Here is a 25,280-nt window from a genome sequence, read left to right as displayed (position 1 = left end):
GTGCACGCGAGGACGACCATGAGATCAGGAGGTGGGTCGATGAAGATCCTGATCGTGTGCGGCGCGGGTGCTTCCAGCACCTTCGTCGCCCAGCGCTTGGAAAGAGCAGCCCGGGAGGGCGGGTTCCCGCTGTCCGCTCGGGCCGGGAGCTGGGGGGCTTCCCTCGCGAGCGATTCCGATCGTGCCACGGAGGCGGATCTGGTCCTCATCGGCCCCCACCTCTCGCACGTTCTCGGCGAGGCCAGAGAGCAGCTCGCACCGGCCCGCGTCGAGGTGCTTCCGGAGGAGTGCCTCCGAGATCTCACCGGTGCGAAGACCCTCGCGCTCGTGAACCAGCTGACCTGATTTCCTTTCAACCACTCATCCGGAGGATCACATGACCACCATCACGCGCACCGTCACCGTCGGCTCCTCGCACGGGCTCCACGCCCGCCCGGCGAAGCTGTTCGCGCAGGCGGCGAAGGAGCTCGGCCTGCCGATCACCATCCAGAAGGGTGAGGGCAAGCCCACCAACGCGGCCAGCATCCTGGGCGTCATCTCGCTCGGTGCGGAGCACGGCGACGAGGTCGTGCTCGCCACCGACGCGGACGCTCCCGGGGCGGCCGCCGCGATCGACTCCCTCGCGGCCCTCCTCGCCAGCGACATCGACGCGGAGTGAACCGTGGCTGAGCTGACCGGAGTGGGCATCGGCCTGGGCGTCGCCCAGGGGCCGGTCGCCCGCATCGCCGACCCGCTGCCGGCACCCGACAAGACCGCGTCCGCACAGGCTCCCGATGCGGAGAAGGCGCGTTTCCGCACGGCCGTCGACGCCGTCGCACGTGAGCTGGAAAGCCGCGGCGCCCGCGCAGGCGGCACCGCGCAGGACGTGCTCGAAGCCCAGGCCATGATGGCCGAGGACCCCGAGCTCGCCGACCAGGTGGATGAGCGCATCGACGCCGGATACACCGCCGAGTGGTCGGTCGTTGACGCGTTCGCGGCGTTCCGGGATCTGCTCACCGAGGCCGGCGGGTACCTGGGCGAGCGTGCGGCGGACCTCGACGACGTCGCCCAGCGCGTCCTCGCGCAGCTGCGAGGCGTCGCCGCGCCCGGATTGCCGGAACCCGGCCATCCGTACGTGCTCGTCGCGCGCGATCTGGCCCCCGCCGACACCGCGCTCCTGGATCTGGACCTGGTCCTCGCCGTCGTCACCAGCGACGGCGGGCCCACCTCGCACACCGCCATCCTGGCTCGCGAGAAGGGCATCACCGCCATCGTCGGCGTGTCCGGTGCCGCATCGCTGGTCGACGGCGAGACGGTGATCGTCGACGCCGAGACCGGCACGGTCATCACATCGCCGAGCGAGACCGAACTCGAGAAGGCAGCCGCGAAGGCGCAAGCCCGTCGGGCCGCAGCCGCCGCACCGCTCAGTGCCGGTGCCCTCGCCGACGGCACAGCGGTGCCCCTGCTCGCCAATCTCGGCTCGCCCGCAGGTGCTGCCGAGGCCGTGGCGAAGGGAGCAGAAGGCGTCGGCCTGTTCCGCACCGAGTTCCTGTTCCTCTCCGCGGACACCGCACCGTCCGTCGCCGAGCAGCAGGCCGCCTACACGCAGTTGCTGGAGGCTTTCCCCGGCCGCAAGGTCGTGGTGCGCGCGCTGGACGCCGGCGCGGACAAGCCGCTGTCCTTCCTCAACGACAGCGAGGAGGAGAACCCCGCCCTCGGAGTCCGTGGCATCCGGGCACTCCGCGCGAGCGAGCAGATCCTCCGCGATCAGCTGACCGCACTCGCGGCGGCGGATGCGGTGACCGACGCCGATCTCTGGGTCATGGCACCGATGGTGGCCACCGTGGAGGAGACGGAGTACTTCACCGCGATCGTCCACGAGCACGGTCTGAAGACCGCGGGCGTGATGATCGAGACCCCGGCGGCCGCGCTCATCGCCGACCGCGTGCTCGCGCGCACCGAATTCGCCTCGATCGGCACCAACGACCTCACGCAGTACACGATGGCGGCAGACCGGTTGCTCGGATCCGTCGCCGACCTGCAGAGTCCGTGGCACCCGGCGGTGCTGAGCCTCATCGGCTCGGTGGGCTCCGCCGGTGCCGAGCTCGCGAAGCCCGTGGGCATCTGCGGCGAGGCTGCCGCCGACCCGCTGCTGGCCGTGGTGCTCGTCGGCCTCGGCGCCACCAGTCTCTCGATGGCGCCGTCGGCTCTCGCCGACGTGCGCGCTTCCCTCACCCGATACACGCTGGACGATGCCCGCCGCATCGCCGCGGCAGCACTGGCCGCATCCGATGCGGCCGGTGCACGAGCAGCGGCGCGAGCCGCAGCAGAAAAGGAGAACCAGTCATGACGACGGCGTCACCGACCCAGACCCGAGGAGGAGCCCGCGTCGCCGTACAGCGATTCGGCACGTTCCTCTCCGGCATGATCATGCCCAACATCGCGGCGTTCATCGCGTGGGGTCTGATCACCACCCTGTTCATCGCCACCGGCTGGCTCGGCGGCTGGCATCCCGTCGCCGACATCTTCGGCGGTTTCGGCGATCAGTCGCTGATCGGCTGGATGGGCTCGCGCACGCAGCTGGCGGTGGGCGAGGACGGCAACACCTTCCAGCAGTACGTCGGTCTCGTCGGGCCGATGATCACCTACCTGCTGCCGCTGCTCATCGCGAACACCGCGGGCCGCATGGTGTACGGCGAGCGCGGCGGCGTCGTGGCCACCATCGCCACCATGGGCGTCATCGTGGGAACCGACATCCCCATGTTCCTCGGTGCGATGGTGATGGGCCCGTTCGCGGGCTGGCTCACCAAGCAGATGGACCGGCTGTGGGACGGCAAGATCAAGCCGGGCTTCGAAATGCTCGTCAACAACTACTCGGCCGGCATCCTGGGATTCCTGCTCGCGATCCTCGGCTTCTTCGGCTTCGGTCCGGCGATGCAGCTCATCAGCAACACGCTGGGTGCTGTGGTCAAGTGGATGGTGGAGCTGGGCATCCTCCCCCTGCTGTCGATCATCGTCGAGCCGGCCAAGGTGCTGTTCCTCAACAACGCCATCAACCACGGCGTGTTCACGCCGCTGGCCACCCAGCAGGTCATCGAGCAGGGCAAGTCCTTCCTGTACCTCATCGAGGCCAACCCCGGTCCCGGCCTCGGCATCCTGCTGGCGTTCACGTTCTTCGGCATCGGCGCGGCGAAGGCCTCCGCCCCCGGTGCGATCATCATCCAGTTCTTCGGCGGCATCCACGAGATCTACTTCCCGTACGTGCTCATGAAGCCGATGGTGATCCTCGCCGCGATCGCCGGTGGTGCCACGGGTGTGGCCACCAACGTGCTGTTCAACTCGGGCCTGGTGGCCCCCGCCGCTCCCGGCTCGATCTTCGCGGTCCTCGCGGCCACGTCGAAGGACAGCTACCTCGGAGTGATCCTCTCCGTGCTGCTGGCTGCGACGGTCTCGTTCGTCATCGCGGCGATCATCCTGCGGGCCAGCCGCAAGAAGGACCTGGCGTCGGAGAACGCCGGCGACCTGTCCGCCGCGGTCGCGCAGACCCAGGCGAACAAGGGCAAGGGCTCGTCCGTGCTCGGGGGTCTCGCGGCTTCCAGCGCGGCCGGCGAGGTCGCCCAGACGCAGGCGGGCACCATCACCGGAGCCGCCGACGAGCGTGAGCTGAAGAACATCGTGTTCGCGTGCGACGCCGGCATGGGCTCCTCCGCCATGGGCGCGAGCGTGCTGCGCAACAAGTTCAAGAAGGCGGGCATCGAGGGGGTGACGGTCACCAACAAGGCCATCGCGAACCTGGACGGCACCGAGGACCTCATCGTCACGCAGGCGCAGCTCACCCAGCGCGCCACGGAGCGCAACCCCTCCGCCGTGCACGTGTCGGTCGATAACTTCATGAACTCTCCGAAGTACGACGAGGTCGTGGACCGCGTGCGCAAACAGCAGGAGGATGCTTCCTGAGCATCATCTCCGGGAGCGGTCCGGGAAATCCGGGCCGCTCCCGCCCTCGGCGACGGTCCGACCGCGCCGGACACCGATAGGCCGAACACCCCGTGGAAGGGAACACAATGTCCCACTCGATCCTCCGTCCCGATTCCGTCCGCATCCACCCGAACGGCACCACGCAGGAAGCCGCGATGAAGGAGGCCGCCGACATCCTCGTCGCCGCCGGCGCCGTCACCGACGGCTACTTCGCCGCCATGCAGCTGCGCGAGGCCACGGTGTCCACCTACATGGGCAACGAGCTGGCCATCCCGCACGGCACGAACGAGACCAAGGACACCATCCTGGAGTCCGGTCTGTCGCTGGTGCGCTACGACGGCGGCGTGGACTGGGGCGGCGAGCCGGTGAGCTTCGTGGTGGGCATCGCGGGCAAGGGCGATGAGCACCTGGAGATCCTCGGGCGCATCGCCATCCTGTTCTCCGATGAGGACGACCTCGCCCGCCTCAAGGCTGCTGCCACGCCGCAGGAGCTGTTCGAGCTGGTCGCCACGGTGAACGAAGCATGAGCGCGCCCACAGCCGTGCACTTCGGCGCGGGCAACATCGGGCGCGGCTTCGTCGGGTGGCTGCTGCACGACGGCGGCTACGAGCTGGTGTTCAGCGACGTGGCGACCGCCCTCGTCGACGCCATCAACGCCGCCGATGAGTACACCGTGCACGAGGCGGGACCCGGCGGGGTGGATCACGTGGTCACCGGTTTCCGCGCTATCGACAGTGCGGCGGACCCGGAGGCCCTCGCGCGGGAGATCGCCGCGGCGAGCGTGGTGACCACGGCCGTGGGCCCCACGGTGCTGAAGTTCGTCGCGGCCAACATCCTGGACGGCCTCCGCCGCCGCGACGAGAATGCCGCGCCGCTGCAGGTCATGGCGTGCGAGAACGCGATCGGGGCGACGGACACGCTGCGTGAGGCCATCGTCGAGCGCGCCGGAGCGGACTGGCGCGAGTTGTCGCACCGCGCCGTCTTTGCCAACACCGCCGTGGATCGGATCGTGCCCGCACAGGCGCCCGGCGAGGGAATCGACGTGACCGTGGAGCCGTTCTTCGAGTGGGCCATCGAGCGCCGCCCGTTCGGCGACAACCCGCCGAACATCCCGGGTGCGCACTTCGTCGACGACCTCGCGCCGTACATCGAGCGCAAGCTCTTCACCGTGAACACCGGCCACGCCGCCACCGCGTACCTCGGTGCCGCAGCCGGGGCGGAGAGCATCTCGGACGCCCTCGCGATCGCGGCCGTCGAGGACGGCGTGGCGCGTGCGCTCGAGGAGACCTCCGCGGTGCTGGAGGCGAAGCACGGTTTGTCCGCCGAAAGCCTCGCGGAGTACCGGGCGACGATCCTGAACCGATTCCGCAATCCCGAGCTGCCCGACACGGTCTGGCGCGTCGGGCGTCAGCCGCTGCGCAAGCTCAGCCGTCACGAGCGCTTCATCGGCCCCGCCGCGGAGGCGGCCGAGCGCGGTCTCGCTACGGAGGCGCTGTTGCACGCGGTGGGTGCGGCGCTGGAGTTCTCCGACCCCGCCGACGAGCAGTCGGTGCAGTTGCAGGAGCTGCTGCGCGGCTCCGCCGATGCCCCCGCCCTCGCCCGCGAGATCACGGGTCTGGATCCGGAGCACCCGCTGTTCGACGACGTGGTCGCCGTCATCTCGGAGCGCCTCACCTCCCTCCGCTGACAGGCGAGACTTCCGCCTGTGGGCGAGAATCGGCGCATTGCGGCGGTTCTCGCCCACAGACCGAAGCGACCCGTGGAGGTCGCATAGAGTGGCGGGCGTGCTGACCCCGCTCCTGCTCGCCTGCGCCGCCCTCGTCGCCGGCGTCATCCAGCGGATCACCGGACTCGGTTTCGTGCTGGTTCTCACGGCACCGGTGATCCTGCTATACGGGGCGTACACGGGCACGGCGATGAGCGTCTTCCTCGCCCTCATCGCCTCCCTCGCCGCTCTCCCGCTCGTGTGGAAGCAGATCGTGTGGCGCCGGGTGCTGTGGCTGCTCCTGCCCGCCGCAGTCGTCGCGCCGCTGGCGGCGTGGGCGGTCCGGCTGCTGCCGGAGCCCGCGATGCTGCTGCTCATCGCCGCGCTCGCCGCTTTCGCCCTCACCGCCAGCCGCATCCCGGGCTTCTCCCGTCTGTATCACGGCCGATCCGGCACGCTCACCGCGGGGGCCTCGGCCGGAGCACTGCACGTCGCGAGCGGGATGTCCGGTCCGGTGCTGGGGGCATATGCCGTCGCCACCGAGTGGGAGCAGCGCTCCTTCGCCGCGAGTGTGCAGGCGGTGTTCGTGGGACTGAGTCTGCTCGCCGTGCTGTCTCGCGGTCTGCCGCCGGCCCCAGCGAGCGATCTGGTGTGGGGTGGCGTGGCCACGGCGACCGGAATCGTGGTGGGGTCGCTGCTGGTGCGATTCGTCCCTGCGCCGATCGCGCGACAGGGTATGCTCGGCTTCGCCTGGCTCGGCACGATCGTCGTGTTCGTGCGGGGCATCGTCGCCCTCGCCGGCTGAGCGAGCGCGTCACACCCGAAACTGACCACCCCGGTCGCATCCGCAACGAAGACGTACGGAGTACCCGTGGAACGATCCACGTATGCCATCATCGGCGCCGGCCCCAGCGGTCTGGCCGCGGCACGGGCCCTCCAGGCCGGCGGCCTCCCGTTCGAGGGCTACGAGTCCTCCTCCGGTGTGGGCGGCCTCTGGGACATCGACAATCCCCGATCGACGATGTACGAGTCGGCACACCTGATCTCCTCGCGCACCACGACGCAGTTCCGCGAGTTCCCGCTGCCCGACACCGCGGACTACCCCGGGCACCGCGTGATGCGGCAGTACTTCCGCGACTACGCGGACACGTTCGGCCTCACCGGGTCGTTCCACTTTGACACGACGGTGGTGTCGGTGCGCAAGGACACCACCGACTGGCTGGTGGTGTCGGAGGGACCGGAGGGCACGGTGGAGCGACGCCACGCCGGGGTGATCCTCGCCAACGGCACCCTTGCCCACCCGAACGTCCCGACGTTCGCCGGCGAGTTCACCGGCGAGCTGATGCACACGAGTCGCTACAAGAGCGCGACGCAGCTCGACGGCAAGCGGGTGCTGATCATCGGGGCGGGGAACTCCGGGTGCGACATCGCCGTGGACGCGGTCCACCACGCCGCGGCCGTCGACATGAGCGTGCGCCGGGGGTACTACTTCGTACCCCGCTACCTGTTCGGGCGCCCGTCGGACACGCTCAACCAGGGACGCCCGCTCCCGGCTCCCGTGAAGCAGTTCATCGACAAGCGGGTGCTGCAGGCCTTCACCGGCGACCCGGTCCGGTTCGGTTTCCCGAAGCCGGACTACAAGATCTACGAGTCGCACCCCATCGTCAACACGTTGATCCTGAACCACCTCGGTCAGGGGGATCTCCGCATCCGTCCCGACATCGACCGCTTCGACGGCAGCACGGTGCACTTCCGCGACGGCTCGTCGGACGACTACGACCTCGTGCTGCTGGCAACGGGATACACGCTGGACTACCCCTTCGTCGAGCGGGAGGCACTGCACTGGCGCGGCGCCTCCCCCGATCTGTTCCTGAACATCTTCCCGCCCGACTTCTCCGGCCTGTACGTGATGGGAATGATCGAGGCATCCGGCATCGGCTGGCAGGGGCGCTACGAGCAGGCGGAGCTCATCGCCGCCTACCTGCGCGCTGCGCAGCTGCATCCGTCACGGGCCGCCGAGTTCCGCCGTCGCGTGACGGAAGACCGATGGCCGGACACCACGGGCGGTTACCGGTACCTGGGGCTGGATCGCATGTCGTACTACGTGAACAAGGACGCCTACCGCGCCGCCGTGCGCGATGCGCTCGGCTCGCTCGTGGTGGCGGATGCGCCGGGCACCGTGAAAAGACGCCGTCGCCGGCCGAAGGCGCTGGCGCGATGAACCCCCGCTCCCGTCGCCGAGGCCAGGTCCCACATGAATCCTGATGTCATCGACGCGATCCAGGTCGCGCCCGGCTCGCTGCTCGCCCTCAACGTGGTGCTGAGCCTCATCATGCTCGGCATCGCCCTCGACACCGCCCCGAGCGATTTCCGGGTGGTCCTCACGCACCCGAAGCCGTTCATCATCGCGATCCTGGCGCAGCTCCTGCTGCTGCCGCTGGTGACCTTCGGCCTCACCTTCGTGCTCCCGGTGACCGACTCCATGGCGCTCGGCATGATCCTGGTGGCCTGCTGCCCACCGGGCAACATCTCCCAGGTGCTGACGCATCGCTCCGGCGGCAACGTGGCCCTGTCCGTGTCGATGACCGCCGTCGGCAACGTGCTGTACATCTTCGCGATGCCGCTCTCGATCGCCTTCTGGGGCTCACTGAACCCGCGTACGCGCGACATCCTCGAGGCCGTCACGCTGAACCCCGGGCAGATGCTGCTGGAGGTCCTCCTCATCGTCGGGCTGCCGTTCGGCCTCGGTCTGCTGCTGCGGGCCAAGCTTCCCGGATTCGCCCGGCGGGCGCACCCGATCGTGCACTGGTTCAGCCTCATCGCTCTCGTCGCGTTCATCGCGGTGGCGCTCGTGGGCAACTGGGCGATCTTCGTCTCCGTGCTCGGACTGCTGGTGATCGTCGTGACGGTGCACGACGCCGTGGCGCTCGGGCTCGGCTACGGCACCGCCGTACTGGGCGGACTCGGCACGCGCGAGCGCAAGGCGATGACATTCGAGGTGGGCATCCGCAATGCGGGACTCGGGCTCGGGCTCGTGTTCACGTTCTTCGGCGGCCTCGGCGGAATGGCGATCGTGGCCGGCTGGTGGGGCATCTGGGACATCATCGCCGGCCTCATCGTGTCATCGCTCTGGGCCTGGCGCACTCGCGTTCGCACGGGGTCGTCGCGGGGAGACGCATCCGGCCGCAGCATCGGCGGGCGGGAAGGATGACGGGGAGGCGCGTTCTCGTCACCGGGGGAAGCGGGTTCCTCGGCTCCCACGTGGTGACGGCTCTGCAGGAACGGGATGACGTCTCCGTCGTGGTGTCCGCGGATATCGCCGGGCGCACGGCACGGCACGGGGTCATCGAAGCGGTCTGCGACGTTACCGACCCGCACGCCCTCGGACCCCTCCTGCGCGAGCACCGCATCGACGTGGTGGTCCACCTGGCGGCGATCGTCAATCCCGGCGGAGATGTCGCCGTCGAGTACCGGGTGGACGTCGACGGCTCCCGCAACGTGCTGGAGGCCTGCGTGTGCGCCGGTGTGCGCCGCCTCGTCGTTTCCAGCTCCGGTGCCGCATACGGGTATCACGCCGACAATCCGCCCTGGCTGCGCGAGAGCGACCCGGTGCGCGGCAACGACGAGTTCAGCTACTCACGCCACAAGCGGCTGGTCGAGGAGATGCTTGCGGACGCGCGGAGGGATCACCCGGAGCTGGAGCAGGTGGTTTTCCGCATCGGCACGATCCTCGGACCCACCGTTCGCAACCAGATCACGGCGATGTGGGATGGCAAGCGCATCCTGCGCATCGCCGGCGCCGACTCCCCCTTCGTTTTCGTGTGGGTCGACGACGTCGCGGCGGCGATGGCCCGGGCGGCCACCGACGGACCCGCGGGCATCTACAACGTCGCCGGCGACGGCGCCCTCACCGTGCCCGAACTGGCGCGGCGTCTCGGCAAGCCGCTGCTCACCATTCCCGCCCCGGCCCTCGCGGCCGGCCTGCGGATCGGCCGGGCGCTGAAGCTGGTGCCCTGGGGTCCGGAACAGGTCCGCTTCCTCCGGTACCGCCCTGTGCTCGCGAACGACGCGCTGAAACAGGACTTCGGCTACACGCCGTCGAAGACATCTGCGGAGGCCTTCGACGCCTACCTCGCCACGCATCCCGGCCTCGCGAACGAGTGACCCCGGGGCCGGGTGCCCCGAGCCGAGCAGCCACCCTGCGAAGTGGCCGCCCGGCACCTCGACTCAGCGGGCGAAGCCCTCGCCGATGAGCTCGATCAGCTCCTCGCGTTCCTCCACCGACAGGAACGCGGCAGCGGCGGCATTGAGCTGGAACGACTCGATGTCCTCCAGCCCGTAGCCGAACGCTTCGGCCAGCAGCGCCAGCTCCCGGGTGAGCGAGGTGCGGCTCATGGTGCGATTGTCGGCGTTCACGGTGACCGCGAAGCCGAGCTGGAACAGCAGATCGAAGGGGTGGTCGGCGATCTGGTCGCCCCACGCCTCAATGGCGCCGGTCTGCAGGTTGGAGGACGGCGACAGCTCGAGCGGGATCTCCCGGTCGCGCACCCAGCGAGCGACGTCGCCGAACTGCACGCGCACCTCGTCGTCGGCGCGGCCCACGATGCTGAGGTCCTCGGCGATGCGCGTGCCGTGCCCGAGACGGAGGGCACGCCCGTCGATCAGCGCCGAACGGATCGAGTCCACTCCGGCGCCCTCGCCCGCGTGCACCGTCACCGGGAGGAACTCGTTCGCCAGATAGGTGAAGACATCGGCGTACTCCGATGCCGGGTTGCCGTCTTCGGCACCCGCGATGTCGAATGCGACCACGCCGGCGTCGCGCGACGCGACAGCCAGCTCGGCGACCTCACGCACGTACGCGCCCCCACGGATCGCCGACAGGATCTGGGAAACGCGGATCTCCGCGTCGTTGTCGTCGGCGTCGTCCTCGCCCTGCTCCAAGCCGTCCTGTACCGCGTCCACGGCTTCCGCCATCGACAGGCCGCCCGCGATGTGCAGTTCCGGTGCCCAGCGGACCTCGCCGTACACCACGCCGTCCGCAACAAGGTCCTCCACGTACTCCCGCGCCACCCGGGTCAGCGCCTCCCGGGTCTGCAGCACGGCCAGCACCGGCTCGAACGCCGTGAGGTACTCCTCCAGAGATCCGGATTGCGTGCGCTGCAGCATCCACGCCACGAGACCGTCGGCGTCGGCGGCCGGCAGTTCGATACCGGCCTCCGCCGCCAGTTCCACCACCGTCTCGGGGCGGACGGCGCCATCCAGGTGATCGTGGAGCGAGACCTTGGGCAGGCTGCGCAGCGAGACACCGTCGATGCGGACATCGCCGTGGGCGTCGATGGACATGTTTCCTCCGGAGGGACGTGGCGAAAGAGAGGCACTCGCAGACTACGCGGTGAGGCCGCGGGATACGAGCGCGTGTGTCATCGCGGGCGCGCCGCCGAGTGGACGAAGCGCCGCCGTGGACCCGACTCGGTCGCGTCCACGGCAGCAGGAACTCACGCGGTGATGCGCTCGCGCACGATCGGCGTGCGCTCGGGTGCGGTGTCGCCGATCTCCCACGCGCCCTCCACCGAGGCGAGAGCACCGGCGAAGCGGGCCTCGTCCTCCGCAGAGAGGGTGAAGACCGGATCTCCCGCACGCACGGCGTCGCCGGGCTTCACGTGCAGATCGATGCCGGCCGCATGAACGACGGCGTCCTCGGCGCGAGCGCGACCAGCGCCCAGTCGCCATGCCCCCACGCCGAAGGGAAGGGCCTCCAGCCGCGTGACGAATCCGTCACGCGGCGCGGTCACGGTGTGCGTCTCGCGGGCCACGGGAAGCGCAGCATCCGGATCGCCGCCCTGCGCGATGATCATGCTGCGCCAGTGGTCCATCGCGCGCCCATCGGCGAGAGCCGCCTCGACATCCGCATCGGGCTGCCCGGCCAGTGCCAGCATCTCGCGTGCCAGCGCGAGGGTGAGCTCCACGACATCGGCCGGGCCGCCGCCGGCGAGCACCTCCACCGATTCGCGCACCTCGTTCGCGTTACCGATCGCGAGTCCGAGCGGCACGTTCATGTCGGTGAGCAGGGCCGTGGTCGAGACGCCGGAGTCCGTTCCCAGCGCGACCATGGTCTCGGCCAGTTCGCGGGCACGGTCGATGTCCTGCATGAAGGCACCCGAGCCGAACTTCACGTCCAGCACCAGCGCGCTGGTGCCCTCGGCGATCTTCTTCGACATGATCGACGAGGCGATCAGCGGAATGGCCTGAACGGTGCCGGTGACATCACGCAGGGCGTACAGCTTCTTGTCGGCGGGGGCGAGCCCGGTGCCGGCGGCGCAGATGACCGCTCCGGCATCGCCTCGCAGCTGCGCGAAGATCTCCTCGTTCGACAGCGCCGCACGCCACCCCGGGATCGATTCGAGCTTGTCGAGCGTCCCACCGGTGTGCCCGAGACCGCGACCGGACAGCTGCGGCACCGCGACGCCGAATGCGGCGACCAGCGGCGCGAGCGGAAGCGTGATCTTGTCTCCGACGCCGCCGGTGGAGTGCTTGTCCACCGTCGTCTTGCCGAGCCCGTCGAAGCTCATCCGCTCCCCGGAGGCGATCATGGCCTCGGTCATCACGCGGATCTCGTCGCGGCTCATGCCGTTGAGGAAGATCGCCATCGCGAACGCCGACATCTGCGCATCCGACACGTAGCCGCGCGTGTAGGCGTCAATCATCCATCGGAGGGCGTCCTCGGCGACGGGGTGACGATCGCGCTTGGCGGCGATGACGTCGACGGCGGCGAACGGCTCCAGGGTCATCGTGCCGCCTCCTCGAGGTTGCGGGGACCGAACGCGTCCGGCAGGACCTCGTCGATGGTGCGGATGCCGGAGACGGTCTCCAGCAGCATGCCCGGCACCGCGTGCTCGAACAGCAGCTGCCGGCAGCGACCGCACGGCATCAGCGTGCGCCCCTCACCGTCCACACAGACGAAGGCCACCAGCTGGCCGCCCCCGGACATGTGCAGCGCCGACACCAGGCCGCATTCAGCGCAGAGGGTCACACCGTACGAGGCGTTCTCCACGTTGCAGCCCGACACGATGCGTCCGTCGGTGACGAGTGCAGCAGCGCCCACCTTGAATCTCGAGTACGGCACGTAGGCCTTCTGCATGGCTTCCACGGCCGCCGTTCGCAGCTCGTCCCAGGCGATGTCCATGTCTTCCTCTCCTGCGGCTCGTGGCCGCGTCGACGATCTCCGTTGTGCGCGAATGGGCCCAATCCGGGTCGAATTGGGCCCATTCGCGCGCTATGAAATGTGTCAGCCCTTGATGTAGGGCTTGCCCGACGCCGCCGGACCCTTGATGCGGCCGACGAAGCCGGCCACGGCGATCAGGGTGACGACGTACGGCAGCATGAGCAGGAACTCCTTCGGCACCGGCGACTGCAGGGCGCTGAAGGTGTTCTGCAGGTTCTGCGCGAAGCCGAACAGCAGCGCGGCAAAGGTCGCGCGCATCGGGTCCCAGCGGCCGAAGATGACCGCGGCGAGGGCGATGAAGCCGAGGCCGTTGGTCATGTTCTGCGTGAACAGCGGCACCGAGGCGAGCGTGAAGTACGCACCGCCCACACCGGCGATCGCGCCGGCGAGCACGACGTTGGTGAAGCGCACACGGTTCACGTTGATACCCACGGTGTCGGCAGCGCGCGGGTACTCGCCCACGGCACGAACGCGCAGACCCCAGCGGGTGCGGTACAGGCTGAATGCCACCAGCGGCACCACGATGTACATCAGGTACACGATGAACGGCTGGTTGAACAGCACCGGGCCGATCACGGGGATGTCTCCGAGCAGTGGGATCTTCAGGTTGCCGAACTGCGCGGGGGTGTTCAGAGCGGGAGCGTTCGGCACCAGCACGATCTGGTACAGGAAGCTCGTGAGACCGAGCACGAGGCCGTTGAGCACGACACCGATGATCACCTGCTCCACCAGGTACTTGATCGCGAACGCCGCCAGCACGAAGGCAACGAGCATGCCGCCGATCATCGCGCCGATCAGTCCGACGTACGGGTTGTGCGTGATGGACGACGTGATCGCGGCCATGAACGCTCCGAGGAGGAACTGCGCCTCGATCGCCACGTTGACCACACCGACGCGCTCGCCGATGATGCCGCCGAGCGCGCCGAACACGAGCGGCACGGCGAGAGAGAGCGCACCCGAGAGCAGGCCCACGACCGGGACCTTGCCGCTGGCGCCGGCCGCGGCCCACGTCACGAAGACGAACACGGCCAGCGCGCCGAAGATCACCGGTGCCCAGGCCCCCGCCTTGCGCCGGGTCGCCGTGGCGAACCAGGTCCAGGCGGTGAGGAGAGCGAGCACCACCATGCAGAGCGCGATGGTCACGTCGGCGGGCACGGGCAGATCCCCGAGCACGACCGGAATCTTCTGGGACGAGTTCGGGTCCAGGTTGAAGATGGCGTCCCCGTGGCGGGGCGCGAGCAGCAGCAGCAGGCCGAGCAGCGCGAACGCGACGGTCAGCGACACCGGCACCTTCAGCTTCAGCGGCGGTTTGATGTCCGCCGTCGCCGGGGCGGGAGTCTGGATGTCAGTCACGGTCATGCCGCCACCGCCTTCGTCTTGGCCGCCTTCTTGGCTGCCTTGGCCTTGAGCTTCGCCGCGATCTCCGCGTCGCTCTTGGGGAGGAAGAAGATCGTCCGCACCAGCGGCGGTGCCGCGATGAAGAGAACGATGATCGACTGGACCACCACGACGATCTCGGACGGGATGCCCTGGCCACTCATCGCGAAGGATCCGGCCTTGAGAGCGCCGAAGAGCAGACCGGCCGCGAACACGCCGCCGGCGCGGCTGCGTCCGAGCAGCGCCACGGTGATCGCGTCGAAGCCGACGCCCGCATCGAAGCGGTTGTCGAAGCCGGAGGTGGTGACGGCGGTCACCTGGTACGCACCGGCGATGCCGGCGAGGGCTCCGGCGAACATCATCGCGTAGATGTACATCCGGTCGACGCTGATGCCCGCGGCACGGGCTGCGTGGGGGTTCTCGCCCACGGCGCGCATGCGGAAGCCGAGGCTGGAGCGCTCCATCAGCCACCAGACCACCACCGTGAGGATGATCACCACGATGAGGCCGAGATTCAGTCCCGGGAACTGCGGGCCGGCCAGTGCCGGCAGCTGTGCGGTCTCGGGCGTCGCAACCGACTGCGACTGGTTCGATCCGGGCTTCTGCAGCCCGGGAGTGCGCACCAGGAAGCCGACGAGGTTGAGGGCGATCCAGTTCAGCATGATCGTGAGGATCACCTCGTGCGCACCCGTGCGCGCCTTGAGGAAGCCCGCGATTCCGGCCCATGCCGCGCCACCGAGGGCGGCGACCAGGATGGTGAACGGGATGTGCAGCCACATCGGCATCGACATCTGGAACGACAGGAAGCCGGCGAACACGCCCGCGATGAGCATCTGCCCCTGAGCACCGATGTTGAACAGGCCCACACGGAAGGCGAGGCCGACACCGAGACCGGCGAGGATGAGCGGCACCGCGAAGCCGAGCGTGTTCGTCAGCGGGCGGATCATCCGCACGAAGTTCGCCGCTTCGGGATCGAAGATGGAGCCGCGGAAGAGGGCCCAGTAGCCGTTGGACACCGCGTGCCAGATGGCGGAGATGGTGTCCATCGGGCGGCTGAAGAAGTAGCCGGACGCCTTCTGCACGGCGGGGTCGGTGGCGGCGATGAGGATGCCGCCGATGATGAAGGCCGCGAGGATCGCGAACAGCGTCGTGACGACACTGCCGCGGAGGATCTCCCGCATCACCGCGTTGCCGCGGGGAACCGGGATGTTCTGGATGTTGCGACTCGGCTCGCCCTGGGCGGCGAGCGCTCCGGCGGTGCTGGCCACCTCGGTGGTGATGGTCTTCTCGGCCGCGACCGCCTCGGCAGCAGCCGTTGGTCCTGCTGCCGCGAGCGGGTCGTCCGATCCGCTGTTCTTCTCGTTCATGCTGCCTTCTCTCCCGCCATCAGGAGGCCGAGCACGTCGCGCGGGGTGTCCGCGGGGACGATGCCCATGATCTGTCCGCGGTACATCACCGCGATCTTGTCGGCGAGCGCGGTGACCTCGTCGAGCTCCGTGGAGACGACGATGACGGGCACGCCCGAATCGCGCGTCTCGACGACGCGCTTGTGGATGAACTCGATCGAGCCGACATCGACGCCGCGCGTGGGCTGGGACGCGATGAAGAGCGTCAGGTCGCGGCTCAGCTCGCGGGCGATCACCACCTTCTGCTGGTTGCCGCCCGAGAGCGCAGCCGCCGGGGTCTGCGGGCCCTGCGTCCGGATGTCGTACTCCGCGATGCGGTCACGCGCGAAGGTGTCGAGCGCACCGCGGCGGATCGTGCCCGCGACCGCGAACTGCGCATCGGAGGAACGATCGAGGATGAGGTTCTCCGCCACCGAGAACGAGCCGACCAGGCCGTCCTCGTTGCGGTCCTCGGGCACGAAGCCGACACCGGCGTCGAGCACCGCTCGCACGTTCTTGCCCACCAGCTCGACATCCCCCAGCCGGGCGGAACCGGTGACCCGGTTCTGCATGCCGACGAGCGCTTCGACCAGCTCCGTCTGCCCGTTGCCCTGCACACCGGCGATGGCGAGCACCTCACCGGGGCGCACCTCGAAGCTGATGTGATCCACGGCGAGCTGACCCGACGGCAGCTGGACGCTCAGGTCGCTGACGACCAGGCCACCCGGGCGGATGTCGGGTGCGTTCTTGTGCACCGTGAGCTCGACCGCACGGCCCACCATGAGGGACGCCAGCTCGGTGTTGCTCGCGGTGGGCGAAGCCTCCCCCACGACGCGTCCGAGGCGGATGATGGTGATCCGATCGGCCACCTCGCGCACCTCGCGCAGCTTGTGGGTGATGAAGACGATGGCGGTGCCCTCTTCGCGCAGCTGACGCATGATGGCCATCAGCTCATCGGTCTCCTGCGGGGTGAGCACGGCGGTGGGCTCATCGAACACCAGCACGCGGGCATCGCGTGCCAGAGCCTTGATGATCTCGACGCGCTGCTGGACGCCGACCGGAAGGTCCTCCACGATCGCGTCGGGGTCGATCTCGAACCCGAAGCGCGCCGCCACGGTGCGCACGTGCTCGCGGGCGGCGTCGATGTCGAGGATGCCGGGACCATGGGTCTGCTCGTGGCCGAGCATCACGTTCTCGGCCACGGTGAAGACCGGGATCAGCATGAAGTGCTGGTGCACCATGCCGATGCCGGCGGACATCGCGTCGCCGGGGCCGGCGAAGTTCTGGACGACGTCATCCAGCAGGATCTCGCCCTCGTCGGCCTGGTAGAGGCCGTACAGGACGTTCATCAGGGTGGACTTTCCGGCGCCGTTCTCCCCGAGCAGCGCGTGGATCTCACCGGGCTGGACAGTCAGGGAGATGTGGTCGTTGGCGACGAGGTTGCCGAACCGCTTCGTGATTCCGCGGAGCTCAAGCTTCATGGGTGCACCTTATCGAGGACACGTGTTCAGAGGACAGAGCGTCAACAGGCCGCGATGTGCGCGCCGCTGGTGCTCGATCCGGGGTGATGACAGCAGATGCGGCCGGGCGGAGGATTCCGCCCGGCCGCATCCGGGAGTGGGTCAGGCCTTCGGCGAGGAGACCGAGGTGACCGTGATCTTGCCGTCGATGATGTCCTTCTTCAGGGCATCCAGCTTGTCGGTGAGACCGGCGGGCAGCTTCGACTCGAAGTCGTGGAAGCTGGAGAGGCCGACACCGTCGTTGGCGAGCGTGCCCAGGTACGGGGTCACGTCCACGTTGCCAGCAGCGGCTTCCTTGACCGAGGTGTACACGGCCTCGTCGATGCGCTTCATGATCGAGACGAGCACCTTGTCGGCGACCGAGGGGTCGGACACGGCCACGTCGGAGTCGACGCCGAGCATGACGTCGCCCTCTGCCATGGCGGCGGCAGCCGACTGGTAGATCGGGCCACCGACGGGCAGCAGCACGTCAGCACCCTGGTCCAGCAGCGACTGAGCGGTCTGCTTGGCGGTGTCGTTGGCTGCGAAGCCACCCGTCATCTGACCGTTCTGCGCAGCGACGTCCCAGCCGATGGCCTCGACGTTCTTGCTGTTGTCCTCGTTGAACTTCTTCACACCGTCGACGAAGCCGTCCATGAAGATGGTGACCGGCGGGATCGGGATGCCACCGAAGGTGCCGACCTTGTTGACGCCGCTGGCGTCAGACCACGCGGCAGCGGCGTAACCGCCGAGGTAGGCAGCCTGCACGGTGTCGAACAGCAGCGGCTTGATGTTCGGCGCGTCGGTCTTGCCGTCCTGGTCGACATCGGCGGAATCGTCGATGATCGCGTAGTTGATGTCGGGGTTGGCCTTGGCCGAGTCCACCGTGGCGGCGGCCAGCTTGAAGCCGACGGTCACGATGTAGGTGCAGTTCTGGCTGACCAGCTGCTCCAGGTTGGGCGCGTAGTCGCTGTCGCCGTCGGACTGCAGCTCGACCGTCTTGACGCCGAGCTCGGCGGCGATCTTGTCGAGGCCCTCCTTGGCGGACTGGTTGAACGACTTGTCGTTCCATCCGCCGTCGTCGGAGACGATGCAGGGCTTGAAGTTGCTGTCAGCGGGCTTCTCGGCACCGCCGGTGGCGCCTGCGCCCGACGTCGACGTGGTGTCTTCGGGTGCGGCACCACAGCCGGCGAGCGCGAAGAGCAGGCCGGCTGCTGCTGCGACGCCCACGATCTTCTTGGTGGTTGAGATGGTCACTCAGGCCTCCACGGGATAGGCCCCGCGGACTTCACGGGAGCAATCGAAAACTACCCGGAAACATGCGCGCTTCGACGGGTGCAGATCCAATGGTTATCGAGATGCAACAGATCCTCAACGTCGTGCTCATATGAGCACGAAGCCGGATTTTCGCCCGCGATTCTGCGCGCTGACCTGCGCAGATGATCACGCGGAAGCGTGCGCGACTACAGAACGTCGCCGCGGCCCGTGAGCTTCAACGCGTCTACGACACCCTTCACGCGCTGGGCGTGCTCGCTGGTGGTGACCAGCAGCGCGTCCGGAGTGTCGACCACCACGATGTCGCGCACGCCGATGAGGGAGATCACGCGTTTGGTCTGGCTGACCACGATGCCGCTGGAGGCGTCGGCGAGCACGCGGGCCTCTGCGCCGATGATGGCCAGATCACTCGGGCGGCCGCGGTTCTGCAGCTTTGCGAGGCTGGCGAAGTCGCCGACGTCGTCCCAGTCGAAGTGCCCCGGGATGACGGCGAGACGACCCGCATCGGCGGCGGGCTCGGCGACCGAGTAGTCGATGGCGATCTTCTCCAGCCGCGGCCAGATCCGATCGACCGCGGGACCGCGCAGCTCCTTGTCATCCCATGCCTCCGCCAGCTCGATGAGACCCGCGTGCAACGCGGGCTTCGTCCGGCGCAGCTCCTCGAGAAGCACATCGGCGCGGGAGATGAACATCCCCGCGTTCCAGAGGTAGGTGCGCTCCTCCAGATACTGCTTGGCCGTGGCGAGGTCCGGCTTCTCGACGAAGCGCTCGACCAGCGCCGCCTCGGGAGCGCCCTCCACCGCGAGCTCGTCGTCGGCGCGTTTGATGTAGCCGAAGCCGACGGACGGCTCGGTCGGGGTGATGCCGATCGTGCAGATGTAGCCCGCGCGCGCGACGGCGACCGCCTGCTGCACCGCCCACTCGAACACCCGCTCCCCGCGGATCACGTGATCGGCGGCGAAGGATCCGATGATCACGTCGGGGTTGCGCCGATGCAGGATCGCGGCGGCGAGGCCGATGGCAGCCGATGACTCCCGGGGCTCGGACTCCAGGAACACGTTCATGTCCGCCAGGTCGGGGAGGTGCTCCTCCACTGCCGCTCGATGCGCCCGCCCGGTGACCACGGCGATGCGCTCGGGTCCGGCCAGGGGCAGCAGACGGTCCCAGGTGTCGCGCAGCAGGGAATGTCCGGAACCCGTCAGATCGTGCAGGAACTTCGGCGCGTCGGCGCGGGACAGCGGCCACAGGCGGCTGCCGATGCCTCCCGCCGGGATCACAGCGTAGAAGTCGTCCAAGGGCGCAGTCATGCCCCTCACCGTACCGGCACCGCTCTGCCCGTTCCTGGCGGCTCGCACAGGCGGGCGACTTCGCCGGCGTCCGCGGCGGCGGCACGCCCGGGCGGAGCGACAGTACCCCCAGAGTAAGGGTGTCCTTTCTCGACCCTTCTGCACGGCGGGCATAGGATGTGGATGCGCCCGCGTGCCGTTCACGCCTGCGCTTCTCATCGATCAGGGAGGACGACGTGTCCACAAGCGCTCGCTTGACACCGTCGGTATCCGAGACCACATCGAAGACGCCGCGCGGCACCCTGTACCGGGGTAACGAAGGCATGTGGTCCTGGGTTCTGCACCGCATCACCGGTGTCGCGATCTTCTTCTTCCTGCTGGTCCACGTGCTGGACTCGGCATTGCTGACTGTGTCGCCGGAGGCGTACGACGCCGTCATCGGCACGTACAAGAACCCGGTCATGGGTCTGGGAGAGACGGTGCTGGTCGCGGCGATCGCCTTCCACGCGTTCAACGGCCTGCGCATCATCCTCGTCGACTTCTGGTCGAAGGGCGCCAAGTACCAGCGCCAGCTCTTCTGGGGCGTCATCGCGGTCTGGGTCGTGGTGATGGCCGGCTTCGCCCCCGCGCACCTCGTGCGCGTGTTCAGCTCTGTGGGAGGTGGTCACTGATGACCGCGGAGATGCTCGCGATGCCGCGCACGCCGCACGTCAAGCGCAACGGCGGCTTCAACCTCCAGAAGTGGGGCTGGCTCTACATGCGCATCAGCGGCGTGCTGCTGATCGTCCTGATCTTCGGGCACCTGTTCGTCAACCTACTGACGGGCGAGGGGATCCACCAGATCACGTTCGGGTTCGTGGCGGGCAAGTACGCCGGCGGCTTCTGGCAGGTCTGGGACGGGCTCATGCTCTGGCTCGCTCTGATCCACGGCGCCAACGGCATGACCACCGTCACCAACGACTACGTGACCCACAAGACCGTTCGCACGGTGCTCGTCAGCCTGATCTGGATCGCCGCGGCGGTCCTCATCATCCTCGGCACCTACGTCGTGATCGCCTTCGACCCCTGCATCGGCGCCACCGCCGGTGACGTGGTCGCCGGTGTGACGTGCAGTTGAGCGGGAATCCGGAGAGGCATCACAGCGTGGCTACTGAGACAGCAGACTCGTACGTCAAGGACGGCGTGCACTACCACCAGTTCGACGTCGTCATCGTCGGTGCCGGCGGCGCCGGCATGCGCGCGGCGATCGAGGCGGGCCCCGGCGCGAAGACCGCGGTCATCTCCAAGCTCTACCCGACGCGCTCCCACACGGGAGCGGCGCAGGGCGGCATGGCAGCCGCACTCGGCAACGTCGAAGAGGACAGCTGGGAATGGCACACCTTCGACACCGTCAAGGGCGGTGACTACCTCGTCGACCAGGACGCGGCGGAGATCCTCGCGAAGGAGGCCATCGACGCGGTCATCGACCTCGAGAACATGGGTCTTCCCTTCAACCGCACCCCCGAGGGCAAGATCGACCAGCGCCGCTTCGGCGGCCACACCCGCGATCACGGCAAGGCGCCGGTGCGCCGTGCCTGCTACGCGGCTGACCGCACCGGTCACATGATCCTGCAGACGCTGTTCCAGAACTGCGTGCGGCTGGGCATCAACTTCTTCAACGAGTTCTACGCTCTCGACCTCATCACGGTCGGCGAGGGCGCGGACACGAAGATCGCGGGCGTCGTCGCCTACGAGCTGGCCACGGGCGAGATCCACGTGTTCCACTCCAAGGCGGTCGTCTTCGCCACCGGCGGATTCGGGAAGATGTTCAAGACCACCTCCAACGCCCACACCCTCACCGGTGACGGCGTCGGCATCATCTGGCGCAAGAAGCTGCCGCTGGAGGACATGGAGTTCTTCCAGTTCCACCCCACCGGCCTCGCGGGCCTGGGCATCCTCCTCACCGAGGGTGCGCGCGGTGAGGGCGCCATCCTCCGCAACGCCTCCGGTGAGCGCTTCATGGAGCGCTACGCCCCCACCATCAAGGACCTCGCACCGCGCGACATCGTGGCGCGCTCGATGGTCCAGGAGGTCCTGGACGGGCGCGGCGCCGGCCCCCACAAGGACTACGTGCTGCTGGACTGCACGCACCTGGGCGCCGAGGTCCTGGAGACCAAGCTCCCCGACATCACCGAGTTCGCGCGCACCTATTTGGGCGTGGACCCGGTGGTCGAGCCGGTTCCGGTGATGCCCACCGCGCACTACGCCATGGGCGGCATCCCCACCAACAACGACGCCGAGGTCCTCGCGGACAACAACACCGTGGTTCCGGGACTCTACGCCGCCGGTGAGTGCGCGTGCGTGTCAGTGCACGGTTCCAACCGCCTCGGTACCAACTCCCTGCTGGACATCAACGTGTTCGGCAAGCGCGCCGGTCGCAACGCCGTGAAGTACGCCAACGCGGCCGAGTTCGTGCCGCTTCCGGAGAACCCCGCGCAGGCCGTCATCGACATGGTCGAGGGCATCCGCAACGCCAAGGGCACGGAGCGCATCGCCACGCTGCGCAAGCGTCTGCAGGACGAGATGGACATGAAGGCTCAGGTGTTCCGCACCGAGGAGTCGCTGACCAGCGTGCTGGGTACCATCGAGGAACTGCGCGAGCGCTACAAGAACATCTACGTCGACGACAAGGGTCGCCGCTTCAACACGGACCTGCTGGAGGCGATCGAGCTGGGCTTCCTGCTCGATCTCGCCGAGGTGGTCGTGTATGCGGCCCGCAACCGCGAGGAGAGCCGTGGCGGTCACATGCGCGACGACTTCCCGAAGCGCGACGACGAGAACTACATGAAGCACACGATGGCCTACCTCACCGGTGACCCCCACTCCGATGACGCCACCGACCACATCAAGCTGGACTGGAAGCCCGTCGTCGTCACCCGCTACCAGCCGATGGAGAGGAAGTACTGATGTCGACTGATCTCGCCGAGGCACCCACCAACGACTCCGGTGTGCAGGCCTACACGGTCACGTTCATCATCCGTCGTTTCGACCCGGAGCAGGACGCCGAGCCGCGCTGGGTGGACTACGACGTGGAGCTGTACGCCACCGACCGCGTGCTGGACGCGCTGCACAAGATCAAGTGGGAGGTCGACGGTTCGCTGTCGTTCCGCCGCTCCTGCGCGCACGGCATCTGCGGTTCGGACGCCATGCGCATCAACGGCCGCAACCGGCTCGCCTGCAAGACGCTGATCAAGGACCTGGACATCTCCAAGCCGATCTACGTCGAGGCGATCAAGGGTCTGCCGCTGGAGAAGGACCTGATCGTCGACATGGAGCCGTTCTTCGCCTCCTACCGCGAGGTGCAGCCCTTCCTGCAGCCGGCCAAGGCGGCCGAGCCGGGCAAGGAGCGCACGCAGTCGATCGTCGAGCGCGAGCGCTTCGATGACACCACCAAGTGCATCCTGTGCGCTGCGTGCACGTCGTCCTGCCCGGTCTTCTGGACGGATGGGCAGTACTTCGGCCCCGCCGCCATCGTCAACGCGCACCGCTTCATCTTCGACTCCCGAGATGACGCCGCTGACGTGCGCCTGGACATCCTCAACGACAAGGAAGGCGTGTGGCGCTGCCGCACCACCTTCAACTGCACCGAGGCGTGCCCCCGTGGCATCGAGGTCACCAAGGCCATCGCCGAGGTCAAGCAGGCGGTCCTGTCCGGCCGTCGCTGAACTCACCGCAGACCAGAGGGGCGCCGTCGATGACGGCGCCCCTCTGGTCTGCGCTAGCGCCGATTCGTCGCTCGCGTCAACCCGCACCACCCGCCCGGAGCAGATCGGTTAGCGTGGACGGGTGAGCGCCATCCGAGTCATCGCCGTCGGCCTGCCCGTTCGAGAGGGGCGTGTGCTCGCCCTGGAGGGTGTCGAGCTGGCGACCGGGCAACGGTTCCTGCGCGCCATCGGAGGCGGTGTCGAGTTCGGCGAGACCGCCGCGCAGGCCGTCCGACGCGAGTTCGTTGAGGAGCTCGGGATCGAGCCAGACGAGGTCGAGCTGATCTCCGTGACGGAGAACCTCTTCTCCTACGAAGGCCAGCCGGGCCACGAGATCGCGTTCATCTTCGCCGCCCGCGGACACGCGCTGGAGGAGATCCCCGACGATGCGGCGCTGTTCGTGCTCGATGAGGGCAGCCCGATCCGCTGGCACGACATCGCGGACATCGACGCGGTCAGCTTCCCGCTCTTTCCCGAAGGCGCACCGGCTGCGCTCGACGCGGCGGCGGCGTTCTCGGTCCGGGCGGCGGCATGAGCGAGGTCGGCAGCCGCACGGCGGCGGAGCAGGACGAAAAGGAGGCGTCGGGACCGGCGGCGGTCGTGCAGCAGGCGCAGCAGACGGCTGAGAAGGTCATGCAGTGGTTCCCGGTGCGCGTCTTCCAGCGCTTCTCCCGGCGCAACGGACAGACGCTTGCAGCCGGTGTCAGTTATCAAGCGCTGTTCGCGATCTTCGCCGCGCTCTATCTCGCGTTCGCGGTCGCGGGACTATGGCTGGGCAGCAACGCTGCGGCCATCGACGGTCTGATCGACGTCATCAACCAGTACTTGCCGGGCGCAATCAAGAAGAACGGGGGGATCATCTCCCCTGACGCCGTCCACGACGTCGCCTCGCAGAGTGCGACCACCCTCGGCATCACCGGTATCGTCGCCCTCCTCGTCGTGCTGTTCACGGCGGTCGGATGGATCGGGGCGATCCGCGCCACCGTGCGCGATATCTTCGGCCTGCCCAACGAGACCGGTAATGCGATCCTGCTGAAGGTGCGTGACCTTCTCGCGGCCATCGGGTTCGCGGTGCTCCTGCTCATCGGAGCGGTCCTCGGCTGGGGAACCACCTCGGCGTTCAGCTGGCTCTTCTCCCTCCTGCAGTGGACGGATGACGGGTGGCTCGCCTTCGTGAGCCGGGTCGTGTCGATCGCCGTGCTGTTCGCCGTGAACACCGTGACGCTCGTCGTCCTCTTCCGCTTCCTCACAGCCACTTCCCTGAGCACCCGCCACGTGCTTCCGGGGGCGCTCCTCGGTGGCGGCGCGGTAGCGGTTCTGCAGCTCGCGTTCGGCTTCCTGATCGGCAAGACCCCGAGCAACCCGCTGCTCGTCACCTTCGCGGTGCTGATCGGTCTCCTGCTCTGGATCCGCTTCGTGATGATGGCGATCCTGCTGTCGGCGGCGTGGGTGGCCGAATCCGCCGATGACCACGACATCGTCATCGAGCGCGTCGGAGCGCGCGAGCAGCGCATCCAGGACGCGCTCGTGCTGCTGGATGCCGCCCAGCTGGAGCTCGCCGAAGCTCGGGGAGCCGCCGTCGAGGCCGGGTTCTGGCAGCGTCGTGCCGCGCGTCGGGACGTGGCGCACGCCGAGGAGAAGTTCGAGCTGCGTCAACGCGAGCTGGAGGAGCTGGAGGCGACGCCCGCCGAGCGCATCACCGCGCGCCAGCGCATCGAACAGACCCTCCTGCGCGAGCGTGAGCTGAAGCGCCAGCGCGACGGGTCGTCGCCCGACTAAGCCCGCTCCCCCGCATCCGCGTCGTGAACGCAGGACGATGCGGCGAGATCAT

At 68.4% G+C, this 25,280-nt stretch carries 24 protein-coding genes; 16 read left to right on the top strand and 8 right to left on the bottom strand.

All coding sequences use genetic code 11. The features are described from left to right. Positions 1-39: 39 nt before the first annotated feature. From ACIQJ5_RS03770 to ACIQJ5_RS03725, 10 genes are all read left to right on the top strand, one after another. The gene (locus ACIQJ5_RS03770) at positions 40-345 is read left to right on the top strand and encodes a PTS sugar transporter subunit IIB (protein ID WP_402841032.1); all 306 of its coding nucleotides are present in this window, start codon (positions 40-42) and stop codon (positions 343-345) included. Between the two features lie 31 nt (positions 346-376). Beyond that, positions 377-658 carry an HPr family phosphocarrier protein gene (locus ACIQJ5_RS03765; protein WP_231092595.1) on the top strand — a complete coding sequence of 94 codons (282 nt, stop codon included), beginning with the start codon at positions 377-379 and terminating at the stop codon, positions 656-658. Between the two features lie 3 nt (positions 659-661). Beyond that, complete coding sequence (gene ptsP / locus ACIQJ5_RS03760) at positions 662-2,329, top strand: phosphoenolpyruvate--protein phosphotransferase (protein ID WP_402841027.1); 1,668 nt, start codon at positions 662-664, stop codon at positions 2,327-2,329. Continuing rightward, on the top strand, positions 2,326-3,936 hold the full coding sequence (locus ACIQJ5_RS03755; RefSeq protein WP_402841024.1) for a PTS mannitol transporter subunit IICB: 1,611 nt from the start codon (positions 2,326-2,328) through the stop codon (positions 3,934-3,936). The genes ptsP and ACIQJ5_RS03755 overlap by 4 nt, the downstream gene beginning before the upstream one ends. Positions 3,937-4,043: 107 nt before the next feature. Then, positions 4,044-4,484, top strand: a complete 441-nt coding sequence (locus ACIQJ5_RS03750) for a PTS sugar transporter subunit IIA (protein WP_231092592.1) — start codon at positions 4,044-4,046, stop codon at positions 4,482-4,484. Then, positions 4,481-5,644, top strand: a complete 1,164-nt coding sequence (locus ACIQJ5_RS03745) for a mannitol-1-phosphate 5-dehydrogenase (RefSeq protein ID WP_402841019.1) — start codon at positions 4,481-4,483, stop codon at positions 5,642-5,644. Before ACIQJ5_RS03750 ends, ACIQJ5_RS03745 begins: the two co-directional genes overlap by 4 nt. Before the next feature lie 97 nt (positions 5,645-5,741). Next, a complete protein-coding gene (locus ACIQJ5_RS03740) occupies positions 5,742-6,467 on the top strand; it encodes a TSUP family transporter (protein ID WP_402841016.1) in 726 nt (241 codons plus the stop codon). A 66-nt stretch (positions 6,468-6,533) separates the two neighbouring features. Beyond that, positions 6,534-7,883, top strand: a complete 1,350-nt coding sequence (locus tag ACIQJ5_RS03735; protein ID WP_402841013.1) for a flavin-containing monooxygenase — start codon at positions 6,534-6,536, stop codon at positions 7,881-7,883. Positions 7,884-7,916: 33 nt separating this feature from the next. Then, positions 7,917-8,873: a bile acid:sodium symporter family protein gene (locus tag ACIQJ5_RS03730; RefSeq protein ID WP_402841010.1), complete on the top strand. Its 957-nt coding sequence runs from the start codon at positions 7,917-7,919 to the stop codon at positions 8,871-8,873. Next, a complete protein-coding gene (locus tag ACIQJ5_RS03725) occupies positions 8,870-9,826 on the top strand; it encodes an SDR family oxidoreductase (protein WP_402841007.1) in 957 nt (318 codons plus the stop codon). Before ACIQJ5_RS03730 ends, ACIQJ5_RS03725 begins: the two co-directional genes overlap by 4 nt. Positions 9,827-9,889: 63 nt before the next feature. Here the strand turns inward: ACIQJ5_RS03725 and ACIQJ5_RS03720 are convergent, their stop codons facing one another. The 8 genes from ACIQJ5_RS03720 to ACIQJ5_RS03685 all read right to left on the bottom strand — a co-directional run bounded on the left by ACIQJ5_RS03720 (position 9,890) and on the right by ACIQJ5_RS03685 (position 19,727). Further along, a complete protein-coding gene (locus ACIQJ5_RS03720) occupies positions 9,890-11,005 on the bottom strand; it encodes an adenosine deaminase (protein WP_231092586.1) in 1,116 nt (371 codons plus the stop codon). A gap of 152 nt (positions 11,006-11,157) precedes the next feature. Beyond that, positions 11,158-12,450, bottom strand: a complete 1,293-nt coding sequence (locus tag ACIQJ5_RS03715) for a thymidine phosphorylase (protein ID WP_231092585.1) — start codon at positions 12,448-12,450, stop codon at positions 11,158-11,160. Further along, on the bottom strand, positions 12,447-12,845 hold the full coding sequence (locus ACIQJ5_RS03710; RefSeq protein ID WP_231092584.1) for a cytidine deaminase: 399 nt from the start codon (positions 12,843-12,845) through the stop codon (positions 12,447-12,449). Before ACIQJ5_RS03710 ends, ACIQJ5_RS03715 begins: the two co-directional genes overlap by 4 nt. Positions 12,846-12,947: 102 nt before the next feature. Then, the gene (locus ACIQJ5_RS03705) at positions 12,948-14,243 is read right to left on the bottom strand and encodes an ABC transporter permease (protein ID WP_402841001.1); all 1,296 of its coding nucleotides are present in this window, start codon (positions 14,241-14,243) and stop codon (positions 12,948-12,950) included. Next, positions 14,240-15,628 carry an ABC transporter permease gene (locus ACIQJ5_RS03700; protein WP_231092582.1) on the bottom strand — a complete coding sequence of 463 codons (1,389 nt, stop codon included), beginning with the start codon at positions 15,626-15,628 and terminating at the stop codon, positions 14,240-14,242. Before ACIQJ5_RS03700 ends, ACIQJ5_RS03705 begins: the two co-directional genes overlap by 4 nt. After that, a complete protein-coding gene (locus ACIQJ5_RS03695; RefSeq protein ID WP_231092581.1) occupies positions 15,625-17,127 on the bottom strand; it encodes an ABC transporter ATP-binding protein in 1,503 nt (500 codons plus the stop codon). The genes ACIQJ5_RS03700 and ACIQJ5_RS03695 overlap by 4 nt, the downstream gene beginning before the upstream one ends. Positions 17,128-17,268: 141 nt before the next feature. Then, entirely contained in the window at positions 17,269-18,402 is a 1,134-nt protein-coding gene (locus tag ACIQJ5_RS03690; protein ID WP_231092580.1) for a BMP family protein, read from the bottom strand. 206 nt (positions 18,403-18,608) lie between these two features. Beyond that, positions 18,609-19,727 (bottom strand): mannose-1-phosphate guanylyltransferase, encoded by a 1,119-nt coding sequence (locus ACIQJ5_RS03685; RefSeq protein WP_402840996.1) that lies wholly within the window; start codon positions 19,725-19,727, stop codon positions 18,609-18,611. Between the two features lie 215 nt (positions 19,728-19,942). Here ACIQJ5_RS03685 and sdhC point away from each other — a divergent pair, with 215 nt between their 5' ends. The 6 genes from sdhC (at position 19,943) to ACIQJ5_RS03655 (ending at position 25,228) form a co-directional block, all read left to right on the top strand. Next, the gene (gene sdhC, locus ACIQJ5_RS03680; protein ID WP_231092578.1) at positions 19,943-20,377 is read left to right on the top strand and encodes a succinate dehydrogenase, cytochrome b556 subunit; all 435 of its coding nucleotides are present in this window, start codon (positions 19,943-19,945) and stop codon (positions 20,375-20,377) included. Beyond that, a complete protein-coding gene (locus ACIQJ5_RS03675) occupies positions 20,377-20,823 on the top strand; it encodes a succinate dehydrogenase hydrophobic membrane anchor subunit (RefSeq protein WP_231092577.1) in 447 nt (148 codons plus the stop codon). The genes sdhC and ACIQJ5_RS03675 overlap by 1 nt, the downstream gene beginning before the upstream one ends. 26 nt (positions 20,824-20,849) lie before the next feature. Next, complete coding sequence (gene sdhA / locus ACIQJ5_RS03670) at positions 20,850-22,652, top strand: succinate dehydrogenase flavoprotein subunit (protein ID WP_231092576.1); 1,803 nt, start codon at positions 20,850-20,852, stop codon at positions 22,650-22,652. Further along, positions 22,652-23,410, top strand: coding sequence for a succinate dehydrogenase iron-sulfur subunit (locus ACIQJ5_RS03665; protein ID WP_231092575.1), 759 nt, complete (start codon positions 22,652-22,654; stop codon positions 23,408-23,410). Before sdhA ends, ACIQJ5_RS03665 begins: the two co-directional genes overlap by 1 nt. A gap of 121 nt (positions 23,411-23,531) precedes the next feature. After that, entirely contained in the window at positions 23,532-23,984 is a 453-nt protein-coding gene (locus ACIQJ5_RS03660) for an NUDIX domain-containing protein (RefSeq protein WP_231090358.1), read from the top strand. After that, positions 23,981-25,228, top strand: a complete 1,248-nt coding sequence (locus tag ACIQJ5_RS03655; protein ID WP_231090359.1) for a YihY/virulence factor BrkB family protein — start codon at positions 23,981-23,983, stop codon at positions 25,226-25,228. The genes ACIQJ5_RS03660 and ACIQJ5_RS03655 overlap by 4 nt, the downstream gene beginning before the upstream one ends. Positions 25,229-25,280: the final 52 nt, after the last annotated feature.

Source organism: Microbacterium sp. GXS0129 (assembly GCF_044769785.1).
Taxonomy (GTDB): domain Bacteria; phylum Actinomycetota; class Actinomycetes; order Actinomycetales; family Microbacteriaceae; genus Microbacterium; species Microbacterium nymphoidis.
This window is presented reverse-complemented; position numbering and strand designations above follow the sequence as displayed.